Origin of the sequence: Luteimonas sp. TWI596 (genome assembly GCF_039674105.1) — a bacterium.
Lineage (GTDB): Bacteria > Pseudomonadota > Gammaproteobacteria > Xanthomonadales > Xanthomonadaceae > Luteimonas.
Window position 1 is genome coordinate 35745 of record NZ_JBDJMU010000007.1, and the last position, 24049, is coordinate 59793.

Genomic DNA, 24049 nt, shown 5'->3' on the forward strand with positions numbered 1-24049 from the left:
TCAGCCGCCGACGGCGGTGCGTTCGACCTCGGCCGAAGCGGGCTGCAGGCGTTGCTGCGCGCGGACCAGGCGCTCCATCGTCCGCAGGTGCCGCACCTCGAGTTGCAGAGCGGTATCGACCCAGATGTCGGTGATGCGGACCAGTTCGGCGAGCGGGATCGGATGGGCGCCGTCGCGGACGCGGTGCAACGCCAGCCGCGCAGTGGCGATCCGTCGCTGCTTGCGGATCTGCTCGTGGACCGCATGCACGCCTTCCCCAGGCTCGACCAGCACATCGACCAGGCCGAGCCGGTGCAGGTCCTCGCTGCTGTACATGGTGCCGCCGAGCATCATCGCCTCGGCGACCTGCGGGCTCACCCGCTGGACCAGCAGCGAGTAGGCGCCCATGCCCGGGAACAGGCCGAACAACACCTCCGGAAAGCCCATCTGAACGCCGCGCTCGGCGACGATGGTGCGGCAGGCCAGGGCGAGCTCCAGGCCGCCGCCCAGCGCATCGCCCTGGACGAGCGCGATGGTGTGGGCGTTGGGATGCAACCGGGTCTGCAGCAGGTGGATATTGTCCACGCACTGGCGGGCGTAGCGGGTCAGCGCCGCGCGGTCGCGCTGTCGGATCAGTTCGACGAACAACTGCAGGTCGCCGCCGAGGTTGTACACGGGGGCATCGGAGGCCACAACGATGTGCGACAGGTGCGCCGGGGCGAGCCTGGCGCGCTCGGAGATCTGCTCGATGCTCGCCTGGGCGAACAGCCGCAGTTCGCGCAGCAGGCCGAGCGAGAAGCAGGGCCGGTAGTCAGGCTGGGGACTGGCCGGCTGCGCATGCATGAAGCACCAGTGCGCGTCGTTGGAGGCGTCGTGGTGCTGGCGGAGGAAGGACGGCGCAGCAGCGCCTTCGCGACGAATGGACTCGATGGTTTGCATTGAAAAATCCCCTGAAACGGGGTCCGAACCGTCGGGCGCCGGCGCAGACCCGCGTGGATGCTGAATCGCCCGATCCGCGCTCTATGCGCGCATCGGGCCGTCAGGGCAATGGCTTCAATGGCTTGCAGACACTTTGCGACGAATATCGTGTCGAAAGTGTGATCGCGGTCACGCCTCGGGGGCAGCTTCGCGCAGTTCGCGGCGCAGGATCTTGCCCACGTTGGTCTTCGGCAGCTCGTTGCGGAATTCGACGATCCGCGGGTGCTTGTAGCCGGTCAGGTGCTCGCGGGCGTGGGCCTTGACCTGGTCGGCGGTGAGGCTGGGGTCCTTGCGCACGATGACGACCTTGACCACCTCGCCCGAGCGCTCGTCGGGCACACCGATCGCCGCGACCTCGAGCACGCCCGGCATCATCGCGATCACGTCCTCGATCTCGTTGGGATAGACGTTGAACCCCGAGACCAGAATCATGTCCTTCTTGCGGTCGACGATGTAGAAGTAGCCGCCGGCATCCATCCGCGCCATGTCGCCGGTGTGCAACCAGCCTTCGCCATCGATGGCCTCGGTGGTGTCGTCCGGGCGTTGCCAGTAGCCTTTCATCACCTGGGGACCGCGGATGCACAGCTCACCGACCTCGTCGACCGGCAACTGCGCGCCGTTCTCGTCCTTGATGCAGGCCTCGGTGGAGGGCACCGGCAGGCCGATCGAGCCGTTGTAGTCGGCCAGCGTCATCGGGTTGATACAGGCTGCCGGCGAGGTCTCGGTCAGGCCGTAGGCTTCCACCAGCGTGGTCCCGGTCACGGCCTTCCAGCGCTCGGCCACCGCGCGCTGGACGGCCATGCCGCCGCCCAGGCTCAGGTGCAGCCGCGAGAAGTCGACCTGGTCGAAACCGGGGGTGTTGAGCAGGCCGTTGAACAGCGTATTGACGCCGGTGATGGCGGTCATGCGGATGCCCTTGAGCTCCTTGACGAAGCCGGGCATGTCGCGCGGATTGGTGATCAGGTGGTTGTGGCCGCCGAACTCCATGAACACCAGGCAGTTCGCGGTCAGTGCGAAGATGTGATAGAGCGGCAACGCGGTGACGATCAGTTCCTCGCCGCGCTTGGCGTCGGTGCCCAGCCAGGCCGCCGCCTGCTGCATGTTGGCGACCATGTTGCGATGGGTGAGCATCGCCCCCTTGGCCACGCCGGTCGTGCCGCCGGTGTACTGCAGAAACGCGATGTCCTCGTGCGCGATCGCGACTTCGGGCAGCGTGTGCTTGCGGCCGCGGGCGAGGGCCTCGCGGAAGCGGATCGCGCCGTGGATGGTGTAGTCGGGCACCATCTTCTTGACGTGCTTGACCACCAGATTGACGATCGCACCCTTCGGAAAGCCGAGCAGGTCGCCCAGGCCCGTGGTCACGACCTGCTGGATGCGGGTATCGGCGATGACGTCCTGGACCGTCTTGCCGAAGTTGTCCATGACCAGGATCGCCGCGGCGCCGGAGTCGACCAACTGGTGGCGCAGCTCGCGGGCGGTGTACATCGGATTGGTATTCACCACCGTCAGCCCGGCGCGCAGAATGCCGAAGATGGCGATCGGGTACTGCAGGCAGTTGGGCATCATGACCGCGACACGGTCGCCCTTCTTGAGCTTGAGCTCGCCCAGCAGGTAGGCCGCGAACTGCTGACTGTAGGTGTCGAGTTCGCCGTAGGTGAGCGTCTTGCCCATGTTGGAGAACGCAGGCTTGTCGCGGTACTTCGCGATCGCCTCGTCGAGGACCGCCGGAACGGAGGGGTACTCGTTGGGATCGATTTCGGCGGGGATGCCCGCAGGGTAGTTCGCCAGCCACGGGCGTTGGTCGGTCATTCGGTCTTCTCCCTGATGAAGGCCGTCACTCGAAGCGGTGAGCGTACCTGCGCAATCGCGTTCGATTGGAGCACAGGCTTTCTGGGGGAGGCAAGGCGCGGCGCGGCAGCTGCGCCGCGCAGGCGCACGCGCAACGCCCGCCGCGTTGCGGCGGGCGGGGCTTGGGCCGGGGCCGGACTCAGGCGGCCTTCTTCGCGGCGAGTTGGCGCAGCACGTAGTGCAGCAGGCCACCGTGGCGGAAGTACTCCACTTCCTTCGGGGTCAGCAGCAGCACGTGGACCTGGAAACGGACCTCGCGCCCGTCGGCCTTGGTCGCCACCACCTGGGCGCGCTTGGCGCGGCCATCGTCGAGGCCGGTGATGTCGATCGTCTCGGTGCCGTCCAGTCCCAGCGTCTGCGCATTCTCGCCGTCCTGGAACCGGCACGGCAGCACGCCCATGCCGACGAGGTTGGAGCGGTGGATGCGCTCGAAGCTTTCGGCGATCACCGCCTTGACGCCGAGCAGGTTGGTGCCCTTGGCCGCCCAGTCGCGCGACGAACCGGTGCCGTACTCCTTGCCGGCGAACACCACCAGCGGGACGCCGTCGGCGCGGTACTTCATCGCCGCGTCGTAGATCGCCAGCTTCTCCGGCTCGCCCTTGCCGAAGTACAGCGTGTTGCCGCCTTCCTCGCCACCGAAGAACAGGTTCTTGATGCGGATGTTGGCGAAGGTGCCGCGGACCATCACGTCGTCATTGCCGCGGCGTGAGCCGTAGCTGTTGAAGTCCGCGGGCTGGACGCCGCGCGACTGCAGGAAGCGGCCGGCAGGCGAGTCCTTCTTGATGTTGCCGGCAGGCGAGATGTGGTCGGTGGTGATCGAGTCGCCGAACAGGCCCATCACGCGCGCGCCGTGGATGTCGTCGATGCTGCCCACGTCCATGGTCATGCCCGCGAAGTAGGGCGGGTTCTTGATGTACGTCGAGCCCTCGTCCCAGGCATAGAGCTCGCCGTCGGGCGACTCGATGGTGTTCCAGCGGGTGTCGCCCTTGAACACGTCGGCATAGTTCTTGGCGAACATCTCCGGACCGATCGTGCGTGCGATGAAATCGCCGATCTCCTTGTTCGACGGCCAGATGTCGCGCAGGTAGACCGGATTGCCGTCCGGGTCCTTGCCCAGCGGATCGTGGGCCAGGTCGATGTCGACGGTGCCGGCGATTGCGTAGGCGACCACCAGCGGCGGCGAGGCGAGGTAGTTCATCTTGACCTCGCCGTGAATGCGGCCCTCGAAGTTGCGGTTGCCCGACAGCACCGCCGCGACTGCGAGGTCGTTCTCGGCGATACCCTTGGACACCGCATCGGGCAGCGGGCCCGAGTTGCCGATGCAGGTCGTGCAGCCGTAGCCGACGACGTAGAAGCCGAGCGTCTGCAGGTCGTCCATCAAGCCGGCCTTTTCGAGGTAGTCGGTGACCACCAGCGAGCCGGGGCCCAACGAGGTCTTGACCCACGGGGCCGCCTTCAGGCCCTTGGCCGCCGCATTGCGCGCGAGCAGGCCGGCACCGAGCATCACCGCCGGGTTGGAGGTGTTGGTGCAGGAGGTGATCGCGGCGATGACCACCGAGCCGTCGGTGAGCTCGTGCTCGCCGTCGTCGAGGGTGATTTTCGAGACCGGCCGGGCGGCCAGGCGCTCGGCCTGTGGCTGGCCGCCGCCTTCCTTCTCGAAGCGGTCGATCTGCGCGTCGTTGGCGGCATCGCGGCGCGCGGTCAGCGCACCGACGTTGTCGGCGAAGTTCTGCTGCACATCCTCCAGCAGCACACGGTCCTGCGGACGCTTGGGGCCGGCGAGCGACGGCCGCACGTCGCCCATGTCCAGCGTCAGCACGCTGCTGTACTCGGCTTCGGGCGCGCCCGGCTCGTGCCAGAGCTGCTGCGCCTTGGCGTAGGCCTCGACCAGGGCGATCTGCGCTTCGCTGCGGCCCGACAGCCGCAGGTAGCTCAGCGATTCGGCGTCGATCGGGAAGATGCCGCAGGTCGCGCCGTACTCGGGCGCCATGTTGCCGATCGTGGCGCGGTCGGCCAGCGGCAGATGCTGCAGCCCGTCGCCGAAGAACTCGACGAACTTGCCGACCACGCCGTGCTTGCGCAGCATCTGGGTGACGGTCAACACCAGGTCGGTCGCGGTCGCACCCTCGGGCAGCCGGCCGGTCAGCTTGAAGCCCACGACCTGCGGAATCAGCATCGACGAGGGCTGGCCGAGCATCGCGGCCTCGGCCTCGATGCCGCCCACGCCCCAGCCCAGCACGCCGATGCCGTTGATCATCGTGGTGTGCGAGTCGGTGCCGAACACGGTATCGGGGTAGGCCCACAGGGTGCCGTCCTCGCGCTCGGCGGTCATGACCACGCGGGCCAGGTGCTCGAGGTTGACCTGGTGGACGATGCCGGTGTTGGGCGGCACGACCTTGAAGTTGTCGAACGCCTTCTGGCCCCAGCGCAGGAACCCGTAGCGCTCCTTGTTGCGCTCGAACTCGATCTTGCCATTGAGATCGAGCGCGTCGGGCCGGCCGAACACGTCGACCTGCACCGAGTGGTCGATGACCAGTTCGGACGGGATCAGCGGGTTGATCTGTTCGGGGCGCCCGCCCAGACGCACGACTGCATCGCGCATCGCCGCCAGGTCGACCACGCACGGCACGCCGGTGAAGTCCTGCAGCACCACGCGCGCGGGCATGAAGGCGATCTCGGTGTCGGGCTCGGCCTTGGCCTGCCAGTTCGCGACCGCTTCGATATGCCGCGCGGTCACCGTCTCGCCGTCCTCGTGGCGCAACAGGTTCTCGAGCAGGATCTTCATCGAATAGGGCAGGCGGGCAATGTCGAACTTCGCCGCCAGCGCCGGGAGGCTGGCATAGGCGTAGCGCCGGCCGCCGACGTCGAGATCGGCGCGCGTGGAAAAGGAATCGGTCATGCGGAAGGCTCCTGTCGCGGTTGCTGGCGGTGACCCAGCCGGGCTGGTCGTGGCGTGCTGACGTGCGGTTCGGCGCCGGGGCCGGTGCCTTTGATGGAACGTCACCGTGTCGATCCGGTCAGTCTAGACCGCACGGCGTGGCGGGCGTGTCATCGCCGCGGGGCCGTGGCCGGGTCCTGCCAGGTGCTCTTGAGCATCTGCAGGAACCGTTCGGCCGCCGGCGACAGCATCGCGCCGCGCCGCCGCACGATACCGATCGTACGTGACACCACGGGGGGCGCGATCTCGCGGGTCACCAGGATGGAGTGTTCCTCCTGCGGCGTGGCCATTCGTGGCAGGACCGAGATCCCGACACCGGCTTCCACCAAACCCAGAGAGGTGGACAGGTGGGTCACTTCGTAGAACCAGCTCAACTTGAGGTTCTCACGCGCGAGCGCGCCATCGAGCAGCGTGCGATTGCCGCTGGTGCGATGCACGGTGATCAGCGGGTGGTGGGCGATATCGTGCCAACTCACGCGGCGCTTCTTCGCCAGCGGATGGTCGCGGCGGCAGGCGAGTACGAAGGGATCCTCGACCAGCACGTCGAATTCCAGTTCCGGGTCGGACGCGCCCATGAAGTTCACCCCGAACTCGACCTCGCCGCGCTCGACCGCCTGCAGGCCCTCGGTGGCGGGAATGTCGAGGATCCGGAAGCGGACGTTGGGGTGGTCCTCGTGGAAGCGGGCGATGACGCTGGGCAGGAAGTAGAACGCGGCGGTCGGCAGGCAGGCGATCGTGACCTGGCTGCCGCGGCCGTCGTCGACGCCGCGCGAGGAGAACAGCGAGCCGTCGAACTCTTCGATCATCCGGCGCACCAGCGGCAGCAGGTTCTGCCCGACTGCGGTCGGGGCCACGCTGCGCGTGGTGCGCTCGAGCAGCGGTGCGCCGACGGCATGCTCGAGCTTCTGGATGCGCCGGCTCAGCGCCGGCTGCGAGACGTGGAGCGCCTCGGCGGCGCGATGGAAGCTGCGGGTATCGGCCACGAGCAGGAAGGCGCGCAGGTCGAGGATTTCGCAATTGATGCTCATATCGGATCAATCTTCCAAAAGAAAGCAATTCACAGATCAATTCGGCCCATGACAAGATCGGAACGAATCGAATTATTGATTCGATATAGATATCAATCTGGCCGACCCATGTCCAACGATCTCTACAGCCTGCCGTGCGTCCTGATGCGGGGTGGTACCTCCAAGGGGCCGTTCTTCCTGGCCTCCGACCTGCCGGGCGATCCGGCCCAGCGCGACCGGCTGCTGCTGGACCTGATGGGCGCCGGGCATCCGCTGCAGATCGATGGTATCGGCGGCGGCAACGCGCTGAGCAGCAAGGTCGCGATCGTCGGCCCGGCCAGTCGCGCCGATGCGGACATCGACTACCTGTTCGCGCAGGTCCGGCCGGACCAGATGGTGGTCGACACCACGCCCAACTGCGGCAACATGCTGGCCGCGGTCGGTCCGTTCGCGATCGAATCGGGCATGGTCGCCGCCTCCGATCCCCAGACGCTGGTGCGTATCCACAACGTCAACACCGGCAAGGTGGTGCTGGCGACGGTGCAGACGCCCCATGGCCGGGTTAGTTACCGCGGCGACACCGCGATCGCCGGCGCACCGGGCACCGCGGCGCCGATCTCGCTGGCGTTCCTCGATGCGGCCGGCGCGCGGACTGGCAAACTGCTGCCCACCGGCGAGGCCAGCGAATGGATCGATGGTGTCGAGGTGAGCTGCATCGACTGCGCCATGCCGATGGTGATGCTGGCCGGATCGGCGCTTGGCGTGACCGGTGAGGAGAGCGTGTCCGCACTCAACGCCGACACCGCGATGCTGGCGCGCCTGGAGCGGATCCGGATCGAAGCGGGGCGCCGGATGGGCATCGCCGATGCCGCCGACCGGGTGATCCCCAAGCCGGTCCTGCTGCTGCCGCCGCGCGCCGGGGGCACGCTCCAGGTGCGGTACTTCATGCCGCACCAGTGCCACAGCGCGCTTGCGATCACCGGCGCGGTCGGGATCTCGACGGCGTGCGTGACGCCGGGCACCCTGGCACAACGCATGGCCGGCCCGCTGGCGCTGCCCGCCGACGTTGCGCTCGAACATCCCAGCGGCCGGCTGGACGTGGCGCTGCACAGACCCGGCACGGATGCCCCGATCGTCGCCAGTGTCGTCAGGACGGCACGACGCCTGTTCGAAGGCCGCGTGTTCGCCAGTGCGGACCCGCGGAAGGACGCTGTTGCGCCATGGAGTTCGGCTGCATGACCTGAACCTGCCGGGCGCCGCCCGGACCGCACCATCACCATCCTGGGAGGGATCGATGTACAAGCGTTTCATTCTCGCCGCATGCGCGGCGGCGCTCGTCTGCCTGGCCGGCTGTACCGGCCGCGGCGGCGAGGGCACCGAGTCCGTCCGCATCAGCGTCGGCTCCTACAACCTCAACAACCTGCCGTTCTTCATCGCCGACGCCAATGGCTATTTCGATGAGGTCGGGCTGGACGTACGCACCGAGAACTTCGCCCAGGGCGGATCCAAGGTCCTGCAGGCGCTGGTCGCCGGGTCCACCGATGTCGCGGTGGGCTTCTACGACCACACGATCCAGATGCAGGCCAAGCACAAGAACGTGGTCGGTTTCGTGCTGCTGTCGCGCAACTCCGGGCTGGTGCTGGCGGGCCGTCCGGACAGCACGTTCGATCCGGCCAATCCGGCTTCGATCCGCGGCATGAACGTGGGGATCACTGCGCCCGGGTCGTCGTCGGACTTCTTCGTCCGGCACTTCCTGGCCCAGCACGGCATCCCGGTCGACGACATCTCGATCATCGGCGTCGGCTCGGGCGCCGCCGCGGTCGCCGCGCTCGACCAGGGCAAGGTGGACCTGCTGGTCAACTACGATCCGGCGGCGACGCTGATCGCCGAACGGGGCGTGGGCAAGATCATCCTCGACGCGCGCAGCGACGCGGGCGCCCGCGCGGTCTACGGCGGCATCTACCCCACATCGGTGATGTATGCCGACCAGGCGTTCCTCGACAAGCGCCCCGAGGTGGCCGAGAAGATCGTCCGCGCGCAGCAGAAGGCGCTGGCGTTCATCGCCGACCATTCGGCCGAAGAGATCGTCGCCGCACTGCCTGACAAGTACGTGTCGGGCGACCGCGAGATCTACGCCAAGGCGGTCGAGGCCGCGCGTGCGATCTTCACCCGCGACGGTCGTTTCAATCCCGAGGATCTGCAGACGCCGCTGACGGTGCTGCGCGAGTTCAACACCGATGTCGCCAATGCCGACATCGATCTCGAAAAGACCTACACCAACGCCTTCGTCGACCGCGCTCTCGCGGATCCGGCCCAGTAACGCCAGGAGGTTCCATGGCTGTCGCCAGTGTTGCCCGACTGCGGGAAGTCGATCCGATGCCGATCCAGAGCCGCCCGACCGTGGCGATCGACAACATCACCATGTCCTTCGGCGAGTTCACCGCCGTGCGCGATGTCGACGTGCAGGTCGCCGACGGCGAGTTTCTCGCCATCGTTGGCCCGACCGGCTGCGGCAAGAGCACGATCCTCAACGCGGTCGCCGGCCTGCTGACACCGTCGGCGGGCACCATCCACATCGATGGCAAGCCGGTGCGCGGTGTGCAGGAGAGCGTGGGCTACCTGTTCCAGCAGGACGCCCTGCTGCCCTGGAAGACCGCGCTGCAGAACGTCGAGCTGGGCTTGCGTTTTCGCGGCGTGGCCCAGGACGAGCGCGAGCACAAGGCCCGCGCCTGGCTGGCCAAGGTCGGTCTGTCGGGATTCGAGCACCGCTACCCGCATCAGCTCTCGGGCGGCCAGCGCAAGCGCGTGCAGATGGCGCAGGCGCTGATCGTCGAGCCGAAGGTCATCCTGATGGACGAGCCGTTCTCCGCGCTCGACATCCACACCCGGCATCTGATGCAGAACGAGCTGCTGCGGCTGTGGCAGGAGGACCGGCGCGCGGTGATGCTGATCACCCACGACCTGGAAGAGGCGATCGCGCTGGGCGACCGTGTGGTGGTGCTGTCCTCGGGCCCGTCGAGCCGCGTGGTCGAGAGTTTTCCGGTGCAACTGGAGCGACCGCGCAACGTGGCCGAGATCAAGCTCGACCAGCGTTTCACCGACCTGTACCGCGATATCTGGGCCTGCCTGCGCGGCGAAGTGGAGAAGAGCTATGCACGCCAAGACTGACCGTTTGATCCAGGTGATGCTCGTCGTCGTCGTCTTCGGCGGCTGGCAGGCCGGCGTGTCGGCGAAGGTCATCGACCCGTTCTTTTTTCCCGCGCCGTTCGACATTGCGCGGCAGATGTTCACCTGGCTGGCCGATACCAGCTTCTACACCCATGTCTACATCACCCTGACCGAGACTGCGCTGGGCTACATCATCGGCACCGCCCTCGGTGTCGCCGGCGGCGTGTGGCTGGGCCTGAGCCGGCGTGCAGCGCGGATCCTCGACCCGTTCATCAAGGGTTTCAACGCCATCCCCCGCGTGGTGCTGGCGCCGATCTTCGTGCTGTGGCTGGGCCTGGGGCTGTGGTCGAAGGTCGCACTCGCGGTCACGCTGGTGTTCTTCATCACGTTCTTCAACGCAATGCAGGGCGTGCGCGAGGTCAACCCGGTGGTGCTGGCCAATGCCCGGATCCTGGGCGCCAGCCGTGGCGCGCTGCTGCGTCATGTGTACTTCCCGGCCGCGGCGAGCTGGATCCTGTCGTCGTTGCGCACTTCGGTGGGCTTTGCGGTGGTCGGTGCGATCATCGGCGAGTATCTCGGCGCGTCGGCCGGCCTGGGCTACCTGATCGCGCAGGCCGAGGGCAACTTCAATGCCGTCGGTGTGTTCGCGGGCATCATTCTGCTGGCCGCGTTCGTGCTGATCATCGACGCGGTGCTCGACGTCGCCGAGAACCGCCTGATCACCTGGCGTCCGAACGCCTCGCGCGAAGCCACCAGCTGAGCCTCGCCGCCTGGCGCGACGCGCCGGGCGGCCCATCGACACCCGTTCCCCACGTCCGGGTGCGCCGCGCCGGTCGCCGCGTTCGCGGCACCGGCGCCTCTTCCCATCCGTCCTGTCTGCCGCCGTCGCGGCAGGCCCGCCTGCGGCCGTCCGCCGGCGCCGGTCGGCACTCGCCGTCCGGTCGCCGTCTGGCCCGCCGCGCCCGGAGATCGCCCGATGCCTTCCATGTTCCGCCCCCGTCCCACGCTGCTGGCCACGGCCGTCGGCCTGCTGCTCGCCACCTCGGCCGCGTCCGCGCAGACGGCGCCGGCCGCGCTGGAGGATCTCGTCCGCCAGCAGGCCGAGCAGATCCGCCGGCTCGAGGCGCGTTTGTCCGCGTTGGAAGCGGGCCCCGCGTCCGGCGTGGCCGCCGCGCCGCCCGCGGTCGACGTCAGGGCCACGTCCGACACCGAGGCCGTGCTGGCCGAACGCGTGGCGAAGATCGAAGCCGCGCAGGCCAAGGCGCCGGCGGTGAGCTGGTCGAAGGGCGCGCCGCAGTTCGCCAGCGCCGACGGCCAGATCACGTTCCGGCCGCGCGGTCGGGTGTTCGTCGACACCTCCAGCACACACGGCTCCGGTTTCGATGCCCGCAACATCACCGGCACCGAGATCCGGTCGGTCCGCATGGGCTTTGAGGGCAGCTACGGTGCGCTCGGTTATGCGGTCGAGGGCGACTTCGCCGACAACAGCGTGGCCTGGAAGTCGGCGTACGTGACCATCGGCCATACGCTGTTCGGTCGGCAGGCCGAGCTGACGGTCGGCAACCGCCTCAACGACCGCGGCATCGACGGCGCCAGCGGCACCGGCAATACCCCGTTCCCGGACCGCAACGTCGTCGGCACGCAGATCGTGCCGCAACGCGGGCTGTTCGGTGTGGGATTGACCGAGCGCGTCTACGGCGAGGACTGGCACGCAAGCCTGTCGATCGCCGGCAACGACCTCAACAACGTCGGCAACAGCAACGACTCGATGACGCTGGCTGGCCGCGCGCACTGGAATCCGGTGAAGGGGACGGGCGGGCTGCTGCATCTGGGAGCGTGGGGGTTCTACGAGGACATCGCGCCGGGCAGCAGTGGGGTGTTCCGCAGCTCGGCGATCGCCGGGCATCTCAACGATCTGGTCAAGATCGCGCCCGGCGCATTGGCCGGCGCCGATCACGGGCAAGGCTACGGGCTGGAACTGCTCGGGGTGCGCGGGCCGTTCTGGGGGTACGGCGAGTGGGGACGGCGCGAGGTCGCGGGATTCGGTGGGGCGGGGCGCTTCGACGTGGCGCACGAGGCCTGGGCGCTGTCGGCCGGCTGGTTCCTGTCGGGCGCCAGCCCGGCGTTCGCGGCCCGCACCGGCACCTGGAGCCGCGTCAAGGTCGCACAGCCGGTGACCGCCGGTGGGCCGGGCGCGTGGGAGCTCAAGGCGCGCTACGAGAACGTCGACTACCGCGAGTTGCCGGCCGGCGGCACCGGCGACGCGCTGACGGTCGGCGTGAATTGGTACCTCAACGATTTCAGCCGGGTCATGCTCGACGCGATCCGCTGGGAGACCGACAACCGCAGCGGCGAGTACCAGGGCCAGGACCGCGGCACGACGCTCAACGCCCGCTTCCAGCTGGCGTTCTGAGGCGTCCCCCGCAAGATGCCGAACGGGCCGGGGGCGTGTGCACCCGGCCCGTTTGCGTTGGGGCGATGCATGCGCCCGGGCCGGGCATCGCTGGAGTATGCGCAGTCAGGTATGTATAATTCGCGCATACTTTCCAGGAGGCCCGCCATGGAAGCCACTGTCGCCGAGCGCGGCCAGATCACCTTGCCCAAGCCGGTGCGCGATGCGCTGGGCCTGAGCAAGGGCACGATCCTGAAGGTCGAGCTGGAAGGCAGCCGGATCGTGCTGCGCAAGAGCGTCGACGATGCCGTGTCGCGCGCGCGCGGCCGCTTCAAGCTCGAAGGCTTCGGCGACACCGATGCGGCGATGCGTGCGGTCCGCGGCCAGGACGCCGACACCGCCGATGGAGACGCCACGCCGTGATCGCCGTCGACGCCCCGGTGCTGGTGGACCTGCTGGCCGACGGCCCGCATGCCGATGCGGCTGAGGCCTGTCTGCGCCAGTACCTGAGCGCCGGTCCAGTGGTGGTCTGCGACGTGGCGCTGGCCGAAATCTGCGGCGCGTTGCGCGACGGCGCCGAGACCATGGCCGTGCTCGAGGACATGGGTGTGCGCTTCTCGGCGATCGAGGCCAAGTCGGCGCTGCGTGCCGGCGAGATGCAGCGTCGTTCCTGGCAGCGCGGCGACACGAGCGGCCGCGCGGCGCGCGACTTCCTGGTCGGGGCGCACGCACTGCTGCAATGCAATGGCCTGATCACGCGCGATGACGCGTTTTTCCGCACGTATTTCAAGGGTCTCAAGCTGATCGTACCGTCGGCCTGAGACCGGTTATCCCGGTACCGCAAGACTCTGGAGTTGCCCGCATGTTGGAAGCCTACCGCCACCACGTTGCCGAGCGCGAAGCGCTGGGCATCCCGCCGCTGCCGCTCAATGCGCAGCAGACCGCCGAGGTCATCGAGCTGCTCAAGGACCCGCCGGCCGGCGAGGCCGAGTTCCTGTTGGACCTGCTCACGCACCGCGTGCCGGCCGGCGTCGACGATGCCGCCAAGGTCAAGGCTTCGTACCTGGCCGCAATTGCGCTGGGCACCGAGCACAACCCGCTGATCGACCGCGCACGCGCGACCGAGCTCTTGGGCACCATGCTCGGCGGCTACAACGTGCATCCACTGGTCGAACTGCTCGACGACGACACCGTTGGCACGATCGCTGCCGATGGCCTCAAGCACACGTTGCTGGTGTTCGATGCCTTCCACGATGTCGAGGAGAAGGCCAAGGCCGGCAACGCCAACGCCCAGGCCGTGCTGCGCAGCTGGGCCGAGGCCGAGTGGTTCACCAGCCGGCCCGAAGTGCCGGCGTCGATGACGCTGACGGTGTTCAAGGTGCCGGGCGAGACCAACACCGACGACCTGTCGCCGGCCCCCGACGCGACCACGCGTCCCGACATCCCGATGCACGCGCTGGCGATGCTCAAGAACAAGCGCGACGACGCGCCGTTCGTGCCGGAAGAAGACGGCAAGCGCGGTCCGATCCAGGTCATTGCCGACCTCCGACGCGACCACGCGTCCCGACATCCCGATGCACGCGCTGGCGATGCTCAAGAACAAGCGCGACGACGCGCCGTTCGTGCCGGAAGAAGACGGCAAGCGCGGTCCGATCCAGGTCATTGCCGACCTCAAGCACAAGGGCCACCTGGTCGCCTACGTGGGCGACGTGGTCGGCACCGGGTCCTCGCGCAAGTCGGCGACCAACAGCGTGCTGTGGTGGACCGGCGACGACATCCCCTATATCCCCAACAAGCGCGCCGGCGGCGTGTGCCTGGGCGCGAAGATCGCGCCGATCTTCTACAACACCATGGAAGACGCCGGTGCGCTGCCGATCGAGCTCGACGTCTCGCAGATGGAGATGGGGGATGTGATCGAGCTGCGCCCCTACGAGGGCCGTGCGCTGAAGAACGGCGAGACGATCGCCGAGTTCGAGGTCAAGTCCCAGGTGCTGTTCGACGAGGTGCGCGCCGGCGGCCGCATTCCGCTGATCGTCGGCCGCGGGCTGACCGCGAAGGCGCGCGAATCGCTGGGCTTAGCCCCGACCGATCTGTTCCGTCTGCCGCAGCAGCCGGCCGACAACGGCAAGGGCTTTTCGTTGGCGCAGAAGATGGTCGGCCGCGCGATCGGCCTGCCCGAAGGGCAGGGCGTGCGTCCGGGCACGTACTGCGAACCGAAGATGACCTCGGTCGGCTCGCAGGACACCACCGGTCCGATGACCCGCGACGAGCTCAAGGACCTGGCGTGCCTGGGCTTCTCGGCCGACCTGGTGATGCAGTCGTTCTGCCACACCGCGGCATACCCGAAGCCGGTCGACGTCAAGACCCATCACACGCTGCCGGAGTTCATCTCCACCCGCGGCGGCATCTCGCTGCGTCCCGGCGACGGCGTGATCCACAGCTGGCTCAACCGCATGCTGCTGCCCGATACCGTCGGTACCGGTGGTGACTCGCACACGCGCTTCCCGGTCGGCATCTCGTTCCCGGCCGGCAGCGGCCTGGTCGCGTTCGCCGCGGCCACCGGCGTGATGCCGCTGGACATGCCCGAGTCGGTGCTGGTGCGCTTCAAGGGCGCGATGCAGCCGGGCGTGACGCTGCGCGACCTGGTCAATGCGATTCCGCTCTACGCGATCAAGGCCGGACTGCTGACGGTGGCCAAGCAGGGCAAGAAGAACATTTTCTCCGGTCGCATTCTCGAGATCGAAGGCCTGCCCGATCTCAAGGTCGAGCAGGCGTTCGAGCTGTCGGACGCGTCCGCCGAGCGGTCGGCCGCCGGGTGCACGGTGCACCTCAACAAGGAACCGATCATCGAGTACATCAACAGCAACATCGCGTTGCTGCGCTGGATGATCAGCGAGGGCTACCAGGATCCGCGTTCGATCCAGCGCCGCATCGAGAAGATGGAGGCGTGGCTGGCCGACCCGCAACTGCTCAAGGGCGACGACGATGCCGAGTACGCAGCGGTCATCGAGATCGACCTGGCCGATATCCAAGAGCCGATCCTGGCCTGCCCGAACGATCCGGACGACGTGAAGTTCCTGTCGGAGGTCGCCGGGGTCGAGATCGACGAGGTGTTCATCGGTTCGTGCATGACCAACATCGGCCACTTCCGCGCGGCGTCGAAGCTGCTGGAAGGCAAGCGCGATATCCCGACCAAGCTGTGGGTGGCGCCGCCGACCAAGATGGACGCCGCCGAGCTGACCAAGGAAGGCCACTACGGCACCTTCGGCGCGGCGGGTGCGCGCATGGAGATGCCGGGCTGCTCGCTGTGCATGGGCAACCAGGCGCAGGTGCGCGAGGGCGCAACCGTGTTCTCGACCTCGACCCGCAACTTCCCCAACCGCCTGGGCCGCAACTCGAACGTGTATCTGGGCTCGGCGGAGCTGGCGGCGATCTGCTCGCGCCTGGGCCGGATCCCGACCCGTGCCGAGTACATGGCCGAGGTCGGTGTGCTGGACGCGTCGGCCACCGAGATCTACCGGTACATGAACTTCGACCGGATCACCGAGTACGTCGACGCCGGCCGCAAGACCGCCGCCTGATTCCCAACCTCGGCCCGTTCCTCCAGCGCCGCGCCCGTGTACACGGGCGCGGCGTTTTTTCATGCGCGCGCCATCCCCTGGGCGCCGCGGCGCAGCAGCGCGGTCGCGGTCAATCGCAGGCCGGACTCAGGACATGCCGAATCGTTGTTTTCGTGCGGCGCAGCATCGTGAAAGAGTGCAAGCCACTTCGTTGCCGCAGGAACGCTTGCCCATGTCCATCGCGCGTCTCGTCTCTCCGTCCTGGGCCGTCGCCGCGGGCCTGTGCATCGTGCTGCTGGCGGCGGCGCCGCGCGCCTGGGCAAGTGATGCGAGCGGCTCGCCGCTGCGCGCGTACCTGAGCGCCAAGCGTGCGGCGATCCAGGCCCTGCAGGCGCAGGACGCCGCGCCCACCGCGCTGCATGGCAAGGTCGTCGCCGAGAGCCGGTCGGGCGTCCGCCGCCTGCGCCTGGGGCCGACCGGTGAGTATCAGTCCATCAGCGACAGCGGTCGCGACTATGCCGGCTACGACCTGGGCGCGGGATCCTGGGATTCCCTGGTCGGCACGCTGGCCAGTGCGGTGGCCGATGAGTACATCGTGCAGGCCGCGGCGCAGAACGTTCCGATCGATGCGCTGGACGTGGTGTTCACGAGCGTGCCCGAGCGCAAGAGCGAGACTCTGGCCTATCCGAACAACCTGTCCTACGTGGCCTACATCGACTCGCCGGCCGACGCCGCGCAGCTCGAATCGCTCCGCCAGGCCGTCCATGCGCAGTCGGCGGCGATCGACCTGGTGACCCGCCCGCAGCAGGTCGGCCATGCCGAGGTGCGCTACACGCGCTCGCCGGCGCAGCGCGAAGCCGGGCTGCCGCCCGGCCTGCGCGATTTCATCACCGAAGAGAAGCGGCCCGCCGTGCTGGGCAAGCGTGCCCAGGCGGACCGCACCGCGCCGCCGCGCGCCCTGGTCGCACGTGCGCACGTCGAGCCGCATACCGGCCTGCGCCGGGTGTTCCTGGGCGAGGACGGCGACCACCAGCAACTGCACGACAGCGCGCCGGACCTGCTGGGGTACGGGCTTGCGCCGACCGTGGAGGAACACCTGCTGGGCGTGACCGCGACCTGCCTGACGCACATCTTCGAAGTGCAGGCCGCCACCCGCAATGTGCTGCTCGACACCCTGGAACTGACCGTGGACGGCGAGCTCGGGCCGCGTTTCGGTGCGAACGTCAGCACGCCGGCGCGGTTTCGCAACCTCCGCTACACCGCGACCATCGCATCGCCTGCATCCGCGCAGGACATCGACGCCCTGCGCCAGGCGGTCGAGGCGACCTGTCCGCTCTACAACCTGGTCAAGGATGCGCAGACGCTGGACGGCCGCATCGTGCGCGGCGCGTTCGTGCACACGCCGCGCTAGCTAGCGTTCCCGAGCGGCGTGCGCCGCGCGCCATCAGAACCAGAGCATTCGACGCGCCCGGATCGCGCACGCATGAGCGTGTGTGATCCGCCGAGCGGCGTCGTCCTTCCATCGAACCACGGGGTCCCCGATGCACCGTTGCGCCCGCGCCCATCCTGTCCCGACAGCCGCCGCCCGCGGCGCGCGCGTGCCCGCGCCGACGCGCGGCCGCCTGGCACTGGCGTTGTGCGTGCTGCTGTCGACGAGCGTGCAGGCCGACGACGCGGCGTCCGCACCTACTGCGCGCTTGCTCGACAAGGTCTCGGTGCTCGGCTCGCGGATCGTCGGTGGCGGCGCCGCCGCGGCGCTGCCGGTGGCGACGGTGGACCGGGCCCAGATCCAGGCCACGGGCGCGACCAACGGCAACGAACTGTTCCGCAGCCTCCCGCAGTTCGGCGACGTCGCCGTGACCGAGAAGGGCACCACCAACGCCGGGCGCAATTCCAATGTCGCGCGTGGCGACGTAGGGGCCATCAATCTGCGCAACCTCGGCGCCAAGTACACCTTGCTGCTGATCAACGGCCGCCGCACCGTGCAGCATCCGATCAGCAACAGCGGGGACAACACCACCTACAACGCCAATGCGATCCCGACCTTCGGCCTGGAGCGCATCGATCTGCTGCTCGACGGGGCGGCGTCCATCTATGGCGCCGATGCGATCGCCGGCGTCACCGACCTGATCACGCCGACCAACCTGGAGGACGGCGGCGGCATCACGCTGCGCTACGGCGCGGTCCAGGACGGCCACCGCGAGGACGTGTCGCTCGAGGGCTACATCGGCCGCGATTTCGCCGGCGGCCGCGGCAATGTATCGGTGCTCTATGGGGTGTCCACCCGCACCGCGCAGCACAATTCAGACGCCTGGTTCACCGCGACCGACGGCCGCCGCGTGCTGGCCGACGGCACGCGCGTCCCCGATCCCGACGGCACCACCGGCTTCACCACCCGCACGCCTTGGGGCCATTTCGACACCTACGTCGATGGGCGGCGGACCGGCAGCTGGCACATCGACCCGGCCACCGGCGCCCTGGCGCCGGGTCAGGTGCCGACCCGCTACCACTACGACGCCGGCGCCGAGCCGGGCATCACGACCGCGCCTGCGATCGACAAGGGCAACGTCTTCGCCACGGCGCGGTTCGACCTGGATGACCGCCGTCAGCTGTTCGGCGAACTCGGCTACTACCGCGCGCAATCGCAATCCTGGGTCAGCAGCGAGGCGGGGTTCGGCGGCGACGGCTTCGTGCTGCACATCCGGCCCGATGCCTACTGGGTGCCCGACGCCCTGCGGGGGGCGGACGCGATCCGGCTGCTCAACTACCAGTTCGCCGATTCGGGCATCCGCCGGGTCCGGGTCGACAACTCGCAATCGCGAGCGCTGCTCGGCCTGCGCGGCTGGACCGATTCGGGCTGGAACTGGGAAACCGCGCTGCTGTATTCCCGGGCGCGCAGCACCGATCGACAGCAGGGCGGGTTCACCGATGCCTTTATCGACGCGGTGAACCGCACCGATGCCAGCGCCTACAACCCGTTCAGCGGTGGCGACCCGGCCAGCATCCGGGTCGGGGATGCCACGCCCTCCGACACCGCCGCGTTCATCGGCGAGGCGACCCGCGAGGGAACGGCCGAATTGGCGTTGTGGGACTTCAAACTCGACCGGCCCGACCTGCTGTCCTGGTATGCCGGCGACATCGGCCTGGCGGCGGGTGTGGAGTACCGCTACGAAAGTCGCTTCGACGATCGCGACCGGAACATCGATGGGACCACGCCCTACGTGGACTGGTATACCGGGACCGTTGCCCAGAGCAACTTCTTCACCCACAGTCCCCGGCCCGACGTGCGCGGCAGCCGCAATGTGACGTCGGCGCTGATCGAACTGGCGGTGCCGCTGGTCGCACCGGTCCATGATGTCCCGCTCGTGCGCTCGCTGGACCTGCAGATCGCGGCGCGTTACGAGGACTACAGCGATGCCGGCGATGTGGCCAAACCGAAGATCGCCGCGGCGTGGGGCGTCAACGACAGCCTGCTGCTGCGCGGCTCGATCAGCGGCGGCTTCCGCGCCCCCGGCCTGGAACTGGTGAACGCGCCGCCGACCTACGGTTTCGGCTTCAACAACGACGCCGTGCGTTGCCACGCGCTGGTGGTCAAGGGCGCGCATCCCGGCTACACCGCCTGCCTGAACGCCTACAGCAACGGATCGCAGGTCAAGCCGTCGGTCAGCGCCGTCACGGCCTACGGCGACGATGTCGCACCGGAGACGACCCGGCAATCGTCGTGGGGCGCAGTGTTCGAGCCGCGGTTCCTGCGGCAGGGGCTGGGCCATCTGCGTCTGAGCGTGGACGCCTGGCGGATCGAAGTCGAGAATCCGATCGGCACCATGGGCGAGGAGGTGCTCTACGACGCGTATCTGCGCGTCGTCGAGGGCCGCAGCAACCCGAACGTGGTCCGCGCCCCGGTGACCGCCGAGGACATCGCGCTGTTCGAGGGCTCGGGCATCGCGCCGGCCGGTGTCGTGACCCATGTGTACGACACCTATCGCAACCGGCAACCGCTGACCGCGTCCGGGGTGGACTACCGCCTGGCCTGGCGGTTGCGCGAGACGGCGTGGGGCGACTTCGCGTTGCTGCTCGACGTCAGCCGCCTCAAGGCCTACACCCAGCACAAGCCAATCGAAGTGCAGCAGGTGGCCGAGGCCATCGACAGCGGCGCGCTCGACATCGTCGCCGCGAACCTGGGCGCGGCCAACGAAGTGGGCATCAACGGCGCGAAGCCGGAATGGCGCGGCAGCGCGACGCTGCTGTGGCAGCGCGCCGGCTGGACGGTGCGGCTGCGCGACGACTACATCGGCAGCGTGACCGCCGGTGCGTATGCCGATCGCAGCCCGTTCGTCGTACCGTCCACCCAGCGCTGGGCTTTGTCGGTGGCGCATGCCTTCACCCGCGGGCCGCTCGCCGGCACGACGGTGGACGTGGGCGCACGCAATCTGTTCGACACGTCGCCGCCGCTGAACGCCGCCGGCCACTATCTGACGGCCCTGCACGAATCCTACGGCCGCTATCTGCATCTGGGCATTTCAAGGACCTGGTGACCACCATGAGAACGCGTCCGCTCGCACTCGCGGCCCTGCTGCTCCCGGCGCTCGTCGCCTGCGACCGCCCGGACGATCCTGGCATGGCGCCGACCGCCTCGGTGGACACCGCGCCCGAGTTTCGCCAGGCGCATGCGGCGTGGGTGCGCGAGCGCGCCGATGCGTTGAACAAGCCCGATGGCTGGACGAGCCTCATCGGCCTGCATTGGGTCGAAGCCGACAGACAGCGTGTCGGCGGCGGCGCGCAGGACGACATCCGCCTGGCCATCGCTCCGCCGCACCTGGGCGAATTGGAACGGCGGGCCGATAGCATCTACTTCACCGCTGACCAGGACGCGGTGGTCACCGTCGATGGCCGCCCCCTGCAGGGCGAGGTGGCGCTGCAGCCCGAAGGCCGGGACGGCGGGACCCAGCTGGGATACGACGAGGGCAAGGGCCGGATCTCGCTGATCCGCCGCGGCGATCGGCTCGGCCTGCGGGTGCGGCACGCCGATGCGCCGGCGCGCCTGCAGTTTGCAGGCCTCGACTTCTTCGAGCCCGATCCGGCCTGGCGGATGCAGGCCCGGTTCGTCGCCCACCCGCCGGGCACGACCCTGCCGATCGCCAACATCATCGGCGACATCCACGACACGCCCAATCCGGGCTATGTGGAATTCGACAAGGATGGACACCGTTGGCGGCTGGAGGCGCTGGGCGATCCACAGCAGGGCCTGAGCCTCAACTTCCAGGATCGGACCAGTGGGCGGGACACCTACGCGGTCGGCCGCTTTCTGCAGACCGGCCCCGTCGCCGACGATGCGACCGTCGTCGTCGACTTCAACCGCGCCTACAACCCGCCGTGCGCGTACACCGCCTACGCCACCTGTCCCTTGCCGCCGCCGGGCAATCGCCTCGCGCAGCGCGATGCCGACGGCCAGATGGTCCGGCTGGCGGTGCTGGCCGGCGAAAAGGCCTATGCCGGCGCGCCGCATTGAGCCGGCGTTGATCCCGCGCCGGAGGGCGCGCAGCGATCTTGGGCGCATTGCGGCGTGGGGCCGGGCGTCATGCCCGCAGGGCGAGCGCTGCGGTGCCGGCGGTGTCAGTCGACCGTCTCGTGCCGGGTCAATGCGAGCAGGCGCTGGGCGATGCGGTCCAGGGGCAGGCATTCCTGCGCGGCGCCCAGCTTCCAGGCAGCGCCCGGCATGCCCCAGACGACGCTGCTGGCTTCGTCCTGCACCAGCGTCGCAGCACCGGCTTCACGCAGTTCGAGCAGCCCGCGGGCGCCATCATCGCCCATGCCGGTGAGGATCGCCGCAACCGCATTGGCGCCCGCGGCCTGCGCGACCGAGCGGAACAGCACGTCGACCGCCGGCCGGTGTCGGTTGACCGGCGGGCCGGGGTCGAGCCGGCAGCGCCAGCGGGCGCCATCGCGCAGCACCCGCAGGTGGTGGTCGCCCGGCGGCAGGTAGACATGCCCGGGCAGGATCGTCTCACCGTCGCGTGCCTCGCGCACCAGCATTGCGCAATGGCGGTCCAGGCGCTCGGCGAATGGCGCACTGAAGCTGGCAGGAATGTGCTGGGTCAGCACGATCGCCGGCGCATCGGGCGGCATCGCCTCGAGCACGACCCGGATCGCCTCGGTGCCGCCAGCGGACGCGCCGATCGCGATCAGTCGGTCGGTCGTGCGGTAGCGCAGCGCGACCGGCGTGGCGGTGGGCTCGGCCGGTGCGGCGGGACCGACCGCCGCACGCGATACCGGACGCGGCGCGGTGCGGACCTGGGCACGCGCAGCCGCCTTGACCTTCGCGGTGATCTCCTGGGCGTAGGCCTCCAGCCCGTGAGCAACGTTGAGCCGCGGCTTGGCGACGAAGTCCACCGCGCCCAGTGCCAGCGCCTGCAAGGTGATGTCGGCGCCGCGTTCGGTCAGCGAGGACACCATCACCACCGGCATCGGGCGCAAGCGCATCAGGTTGTCGAGGAACACCAGGCCGTCCATGCGCGGCATCTCGACATCGAGCGTCAGCACATCGGGATGCAGGCGCTTGATCTTCTCGCGAGCCAGCAGCGGGTCGGCCGCGCTGCCCACGACTTCGATCTGCGGATCGGACGACAGCACCTCGGTCAGCAACTGGCGCACGACCGCCGAGTCGTCGACGATGAGCACGCGGACCGGCGTCATTCGAACAGCTCCACATCGCCGGCGACCGGCGCGCGCGCCAGGCGGGCACGGACGGCCGATTCGGTGGCCGCCACTTTGGCGCCGTGCGCGTGCGGCAGGCGGTAGACCATCACCTTGCCGGTCTGCGGGAAGAACCACACCTTGCGCGGATGGATGCCCTGCAGGTCCTCGGCCACGACCGGGATGTGCTCCGCGTCCAGGTAGCCGCGCACGAACTCGGCGTTGCGGGTGCCCACCGGGTTGTTGGTGAAGCCCTTGAGCACGTTGGCGCCGCCGAACACCTTGGCCTCGAGGCGACGGCGGCTGGCGCCGCGCTTGAGCAGCTCGTTGATCAGCACTTCCATCGCATAGCTGCCGTAGCGCGCCGGCGCCCCGTCACCATTGCCACCATCGGGCAGCAGGAAGTGGTTCATGCCGCCCAGGTGCAGCAGCGGGTCGCGGATGCACGCGGCCACGCACGAGCCGAGCACGGTGACCAGCGCCGTGCCGTCGTCCACCACCAGGTATTGGGTGGGCAGCAGCTTGGCCGCCGGCACCTGGAACTGCGGGTCCCGGTAGCGCATCACCGCATCGCTGGGCGGCATGCTCACGGGGCGGTTGCCGCGAAGTGGCGCCGGTACAGCGTGCGGCCGCAGGGCTGGATCAGGTCGGCGGCGTGCAGGTAGTTCTCCGAATGCCCGGTGTAGAGCAGGCTCTCGGCGTCCATATGCGTGACCAGCCGCGACAGGATGGCGCGCTGGGTCGGCTTGTCGAAGTAGATCATCACATTGCGGCAGAAGATCGCATCGAACGGGCCGCCGACATCGTAGCGGCCGGCCAGCAGGTTCAGCGGGCGGAACTCGATCAGCGCCTGCAGTGCCGGATGCACCCGGCACTTGCCGGCGTTGGGCCCGGTGCCGCGCTGGAAGAAGCGGCGCCGCAGGTCCGCGTCGAGCGCGGCGACGCGTTCGATCGGATAGACGCCCTGGCGCGCGGTCGCCAGGACCTGGGTGTCGATATCGGTCGCCACAATGCGCACCGGCGGCTGCAGCGTGTCGAAGGCCTCGCAGGCGGTGATGGCCATCGAGTACGGCTCTTCGCCGGTCGAGGCCGCGCACGACCACAGCACCAGCGGCTTGCGGCCCGATCCGGCCCGTTGCAGTTGGGTGCCCAGGGTCTCGAAATGATGCGGTTCGCGGAAGAACGCGGTCAGATTGGTGGTCAGCGCGTTGGTGAACGCCTGCCATTCCTCGCCGTCGGGATCGCCTTCCAGCAGCGCCAGGTAATCGCCGAAGTCGTCGAGTCCGAGCGCACGCAGCCGCCGCGACAGTCGGCCGTAGACCATGTCGCGCTTGCTGGCGACCAGCGCGATCCCCGCACGGTCGTGGATCAGCTGGCACACGCGGCGGAAATCGCGGTCGGCGAACACGAACTGGCGTGCATCGCCTGGAGGATGGGGCAGGGAAGCGGCACTCATGGCGACTGGCGCGTCAGAAAGACTCGATGG

The 24049-nt window shown here is 68.7% G+C and carries 18 protein-coding genes and 1 pseudogene; 11 read left to right on the top strand and 8 right to left on the bottom strand.

Annotated features, from left to right (window positions below; translation table 11 throughout):
- The 4 genes from ABE487_RS07060 to ABE487_RS07075 form a co-directional block, all read right to left on the bottom strand.
- Positions 1-918, bottom strand: a complete 918-nt coding sequence (locus ABE487_RS07060) for a crotonase/enoyl-CoA hydratase family protein (RefSeq protein WP_346449166.1) — start codon at positions 916-918, stop codon at positions 1-3.
- A gap of 168 nt (positions 919-1086) precedes the next feature.
- Entirely contained in the window at positions 1087-2766 is a 1680-nt protein-coding gene (locus ABE487_RS07065) for a long-chain fatty acid--CoA ligase (protein ID WP_346449168.1), read from the bottom strand.
- A 178-nt stretch (positions 2767-2944) separates the two neighbouring features.
- Complete coding sequence (gene acnA, locus ABE487_RS07070) at positions 2945-5704, bottom strand: aconitate hydratase AcnA (RefSeq protein ID WP_346452339.1); 2760 nt, start codon at positions 5702-5704, stop codon at positions 2945-2947.
- Positions 5705-5853: 149 nt separating this feature from the next.
- Positions 5854-6771, bottom strand: a complete 918-nt coding sequence (locus tag ABE487_RS07075; RefSeq protein ID WP_346444874.1) for a LysR family transcriptional regulator — start codon at positions 6769-6771, stop codon at positions 5854-5856.
- A 108-nt stretch (positions 6772-6879) separates the two neighbouring features.
- Here ABE487_RS07075 and ABE487_RS07080 point away from each other — a divergent pair, with 108 nt between their 5' ends.
- The 7 genes from ABE487_RS07080 to ABE487_RS07110 all read left to right on the top strand — a co-directional run bounded on the left by ABE487_RS07080 (position 6880) and on the right by ABE487_RS07110 (position 13131).
- Positions 6880-7989: a 4-oxalomesaconate tautomerase gene (locus ABE487_RS07080; protein ID WP_346444873.1), complete on the top strand. Its 1110-nt coding sequence runs from the start codon at positions 6880-6882 to the stop codon at positions 7987-7989.
- A gap of 55 nt (positions 7990-8044) precedes the next feature.
- The gene (locus ABE487_RS07085) at positions 8045-9070 is read left to right on the top strand and encodes an ABC transporter substrate-binding protein (RefSeq protein ID WP_346444871.1); all 1026 of its coding nucleotides are present in this window, start codon (positions 8045-8047) and stop codon (positions 9068-9070) included.
- Positions 9071-9126: 56 nt separating this feature from the next.
- A complete protein-coding gene (locus ABE487_RS07090) occupies positions 9127-9918 on the top strand; it encodes an ABC transporter ATP-binding protein (protein ID WP_346444925.1) in 792 nt (263 codons plus the stop codon).
- Complete coding sequence (locus ABE487_RS07095; protein WP_346444869.1) at positions 9902-10678, top strand: ABC transporter permease; 777 nt, start codon at positions 9902-9904, stop codon at positions 10676-10678. Before ABE487_RS07090 ends, ABE487_RS07095 begins: the two co-directional genes overlap by 17 nt.
- A gap of 216 nt (positions 10679-10894) precedes the next feature.
- On the top strand, positions 10895-12331 hold the full coding sequence (locus tag ABE487_RS07100) for a porin (RefSeq protein ID WP_346452340.1): 1437 nt from the start codon (positions 10895-10897) through the stop codon (positions 12329-12331).
- A 147-nt stretch (positions 12332-12478) separates the two neighbouring features.
- A complete protein-coding gene (locus ABE487_RS07105; protein ID WP_346449180.1) occupies positions 12479-12733 on the top strand; it encodes an AbrB/MazE/SpoVT family DNA-binding domain-containing protein in 255 nt (84 codons plus the stop codon).
- Positions 12730-13131 carry a type II toxin-antitoxin system VapC family toxin gene (locus tag ABE487_RS07110; protein WP_346452341.1) on the top strand — a complete coding sequence of 134 codons (402 nt, stop codon included), beginning with the start codon at positions 12730-12732 and terminating at the stop codon, positions 13129-13131. The genes ABE487_RS07105 and ABE487_RS07110 overlap by 4 nt, the downstream gene beginning before the upstream one ends.
- A gap of 328 nt (positions 13132-13459) precedes the next feature.
- On the opposite strand, the gene ABE487_RS07115 is transcribed toward ABE487_RS07110, so the two are convergent.
- The gene (locus ABE487_RS07115; protein WP_346452874.1) at positions 13460-13846 is read right to left on the bottom strand and encodes a hypothetical protein; all 387 of its coding nucleotides are present in this window, start codon (positions 13844-13846) and stop codon (positions 13460-13462) included.
- A gap of 11 nt (positions 13847-13857) precedes the next feature.
- Between ABE487_RS07115 and ABE487_RS07120 the strand changes: the two are divergent.
- From ABE487_RS07120 to ABE487_RS07135, 4 genes and pseudogenes are all read left to right on the top strand, one after another.
- Positions 13858-15891: pseudogene (locus ABE487_RS07120) on the top strand (bifunctional aconitate hydratase 2/2-methylisocitrate dehydratase); the annotation flags it as partial.
- 211 nt (positions 15892-16102) lie between these two features.
- On the top strand, positions 16103-17281 hold the full coding sequence (locus ABE487_RS07125) for an OsmC family protein (RefSeq protein ID WP_346452343.1): 1179 nt from the start codon (positions 16103-16105) through the stop codon (positions 17279-17281).
- A gap of 130 nt (positions 17282-17411) precedes the next feature.
- Positions 17412-20405, top strand: a complete 2994-nt coding sequence (locus tag ABE487_RS07130; protein WP_346452344.1) for a TonB-dependent receptor plug domain-containing protein — start codon at positions 17412-17414, stop codon at positions 20403-20405.
- 5 nt (positions 20406-20410) lie between these two features.
- Positions 20411-21379 (top strand): DUF1684 domain-containing protein, encoded by a 969-nt coding sequence (locus tag ABE487_RS07135; RefSeq protein ID WP_346452345.1) that lies wholly within the window; start codon positions 20411-20413, stop codon positions 21377-21379.
- A 104-nt stretch (positions 21380-21483) separates the two neighbouring features.
- On the opposite strand, the gene ABE487_RS07140 is transcribed toward ABE487_RS07135, so the two are convergent.
- Genes ABE487_RS07140 through ABE487_RS07150 form a run of 3 tightly spaced genes read right to left on the bottom strand, consistent with a single transcriptional unit; the run spans position 21484 to position 24019 of the window.
- Positions 21484-22563, bottom strand: a complete 1080-nt coding sequence (locus ABE487_RS07140) for a chemotaxis response regulator protein-glutamate methylesterase (protein WP_346449189.1) — start codon at positions 22561-22563, stop codon at positions 21484-21486.
- A complete protein-coding gene (gene cheD / locus ABE487_RS07145) occupies positions 22560-23147 on the bottom strand; it encodes a chemoreceptor glutamine deamidase CheD (protein WP_346452348.1) in 588 nt (195 codons plus the stop codon). Before cheD ends, ABE487_RS07140 begins: the two co-directional genes overlap by 4 nt.
- Before the next feature lie 2 nt (positions 23148-23149).
- Positions 23150-24019: a CheR family methyltransferase gene (locus ABE487_RS07150; protein WP_346444853.1), complete on the bottom strand. Its 870-nt coding sequence runs from the start codon at positions 24017-24019 to the stop codon at positions 23150-23152.
- Positions 24020-24049 lie beyond the last annotated feature (30 nt).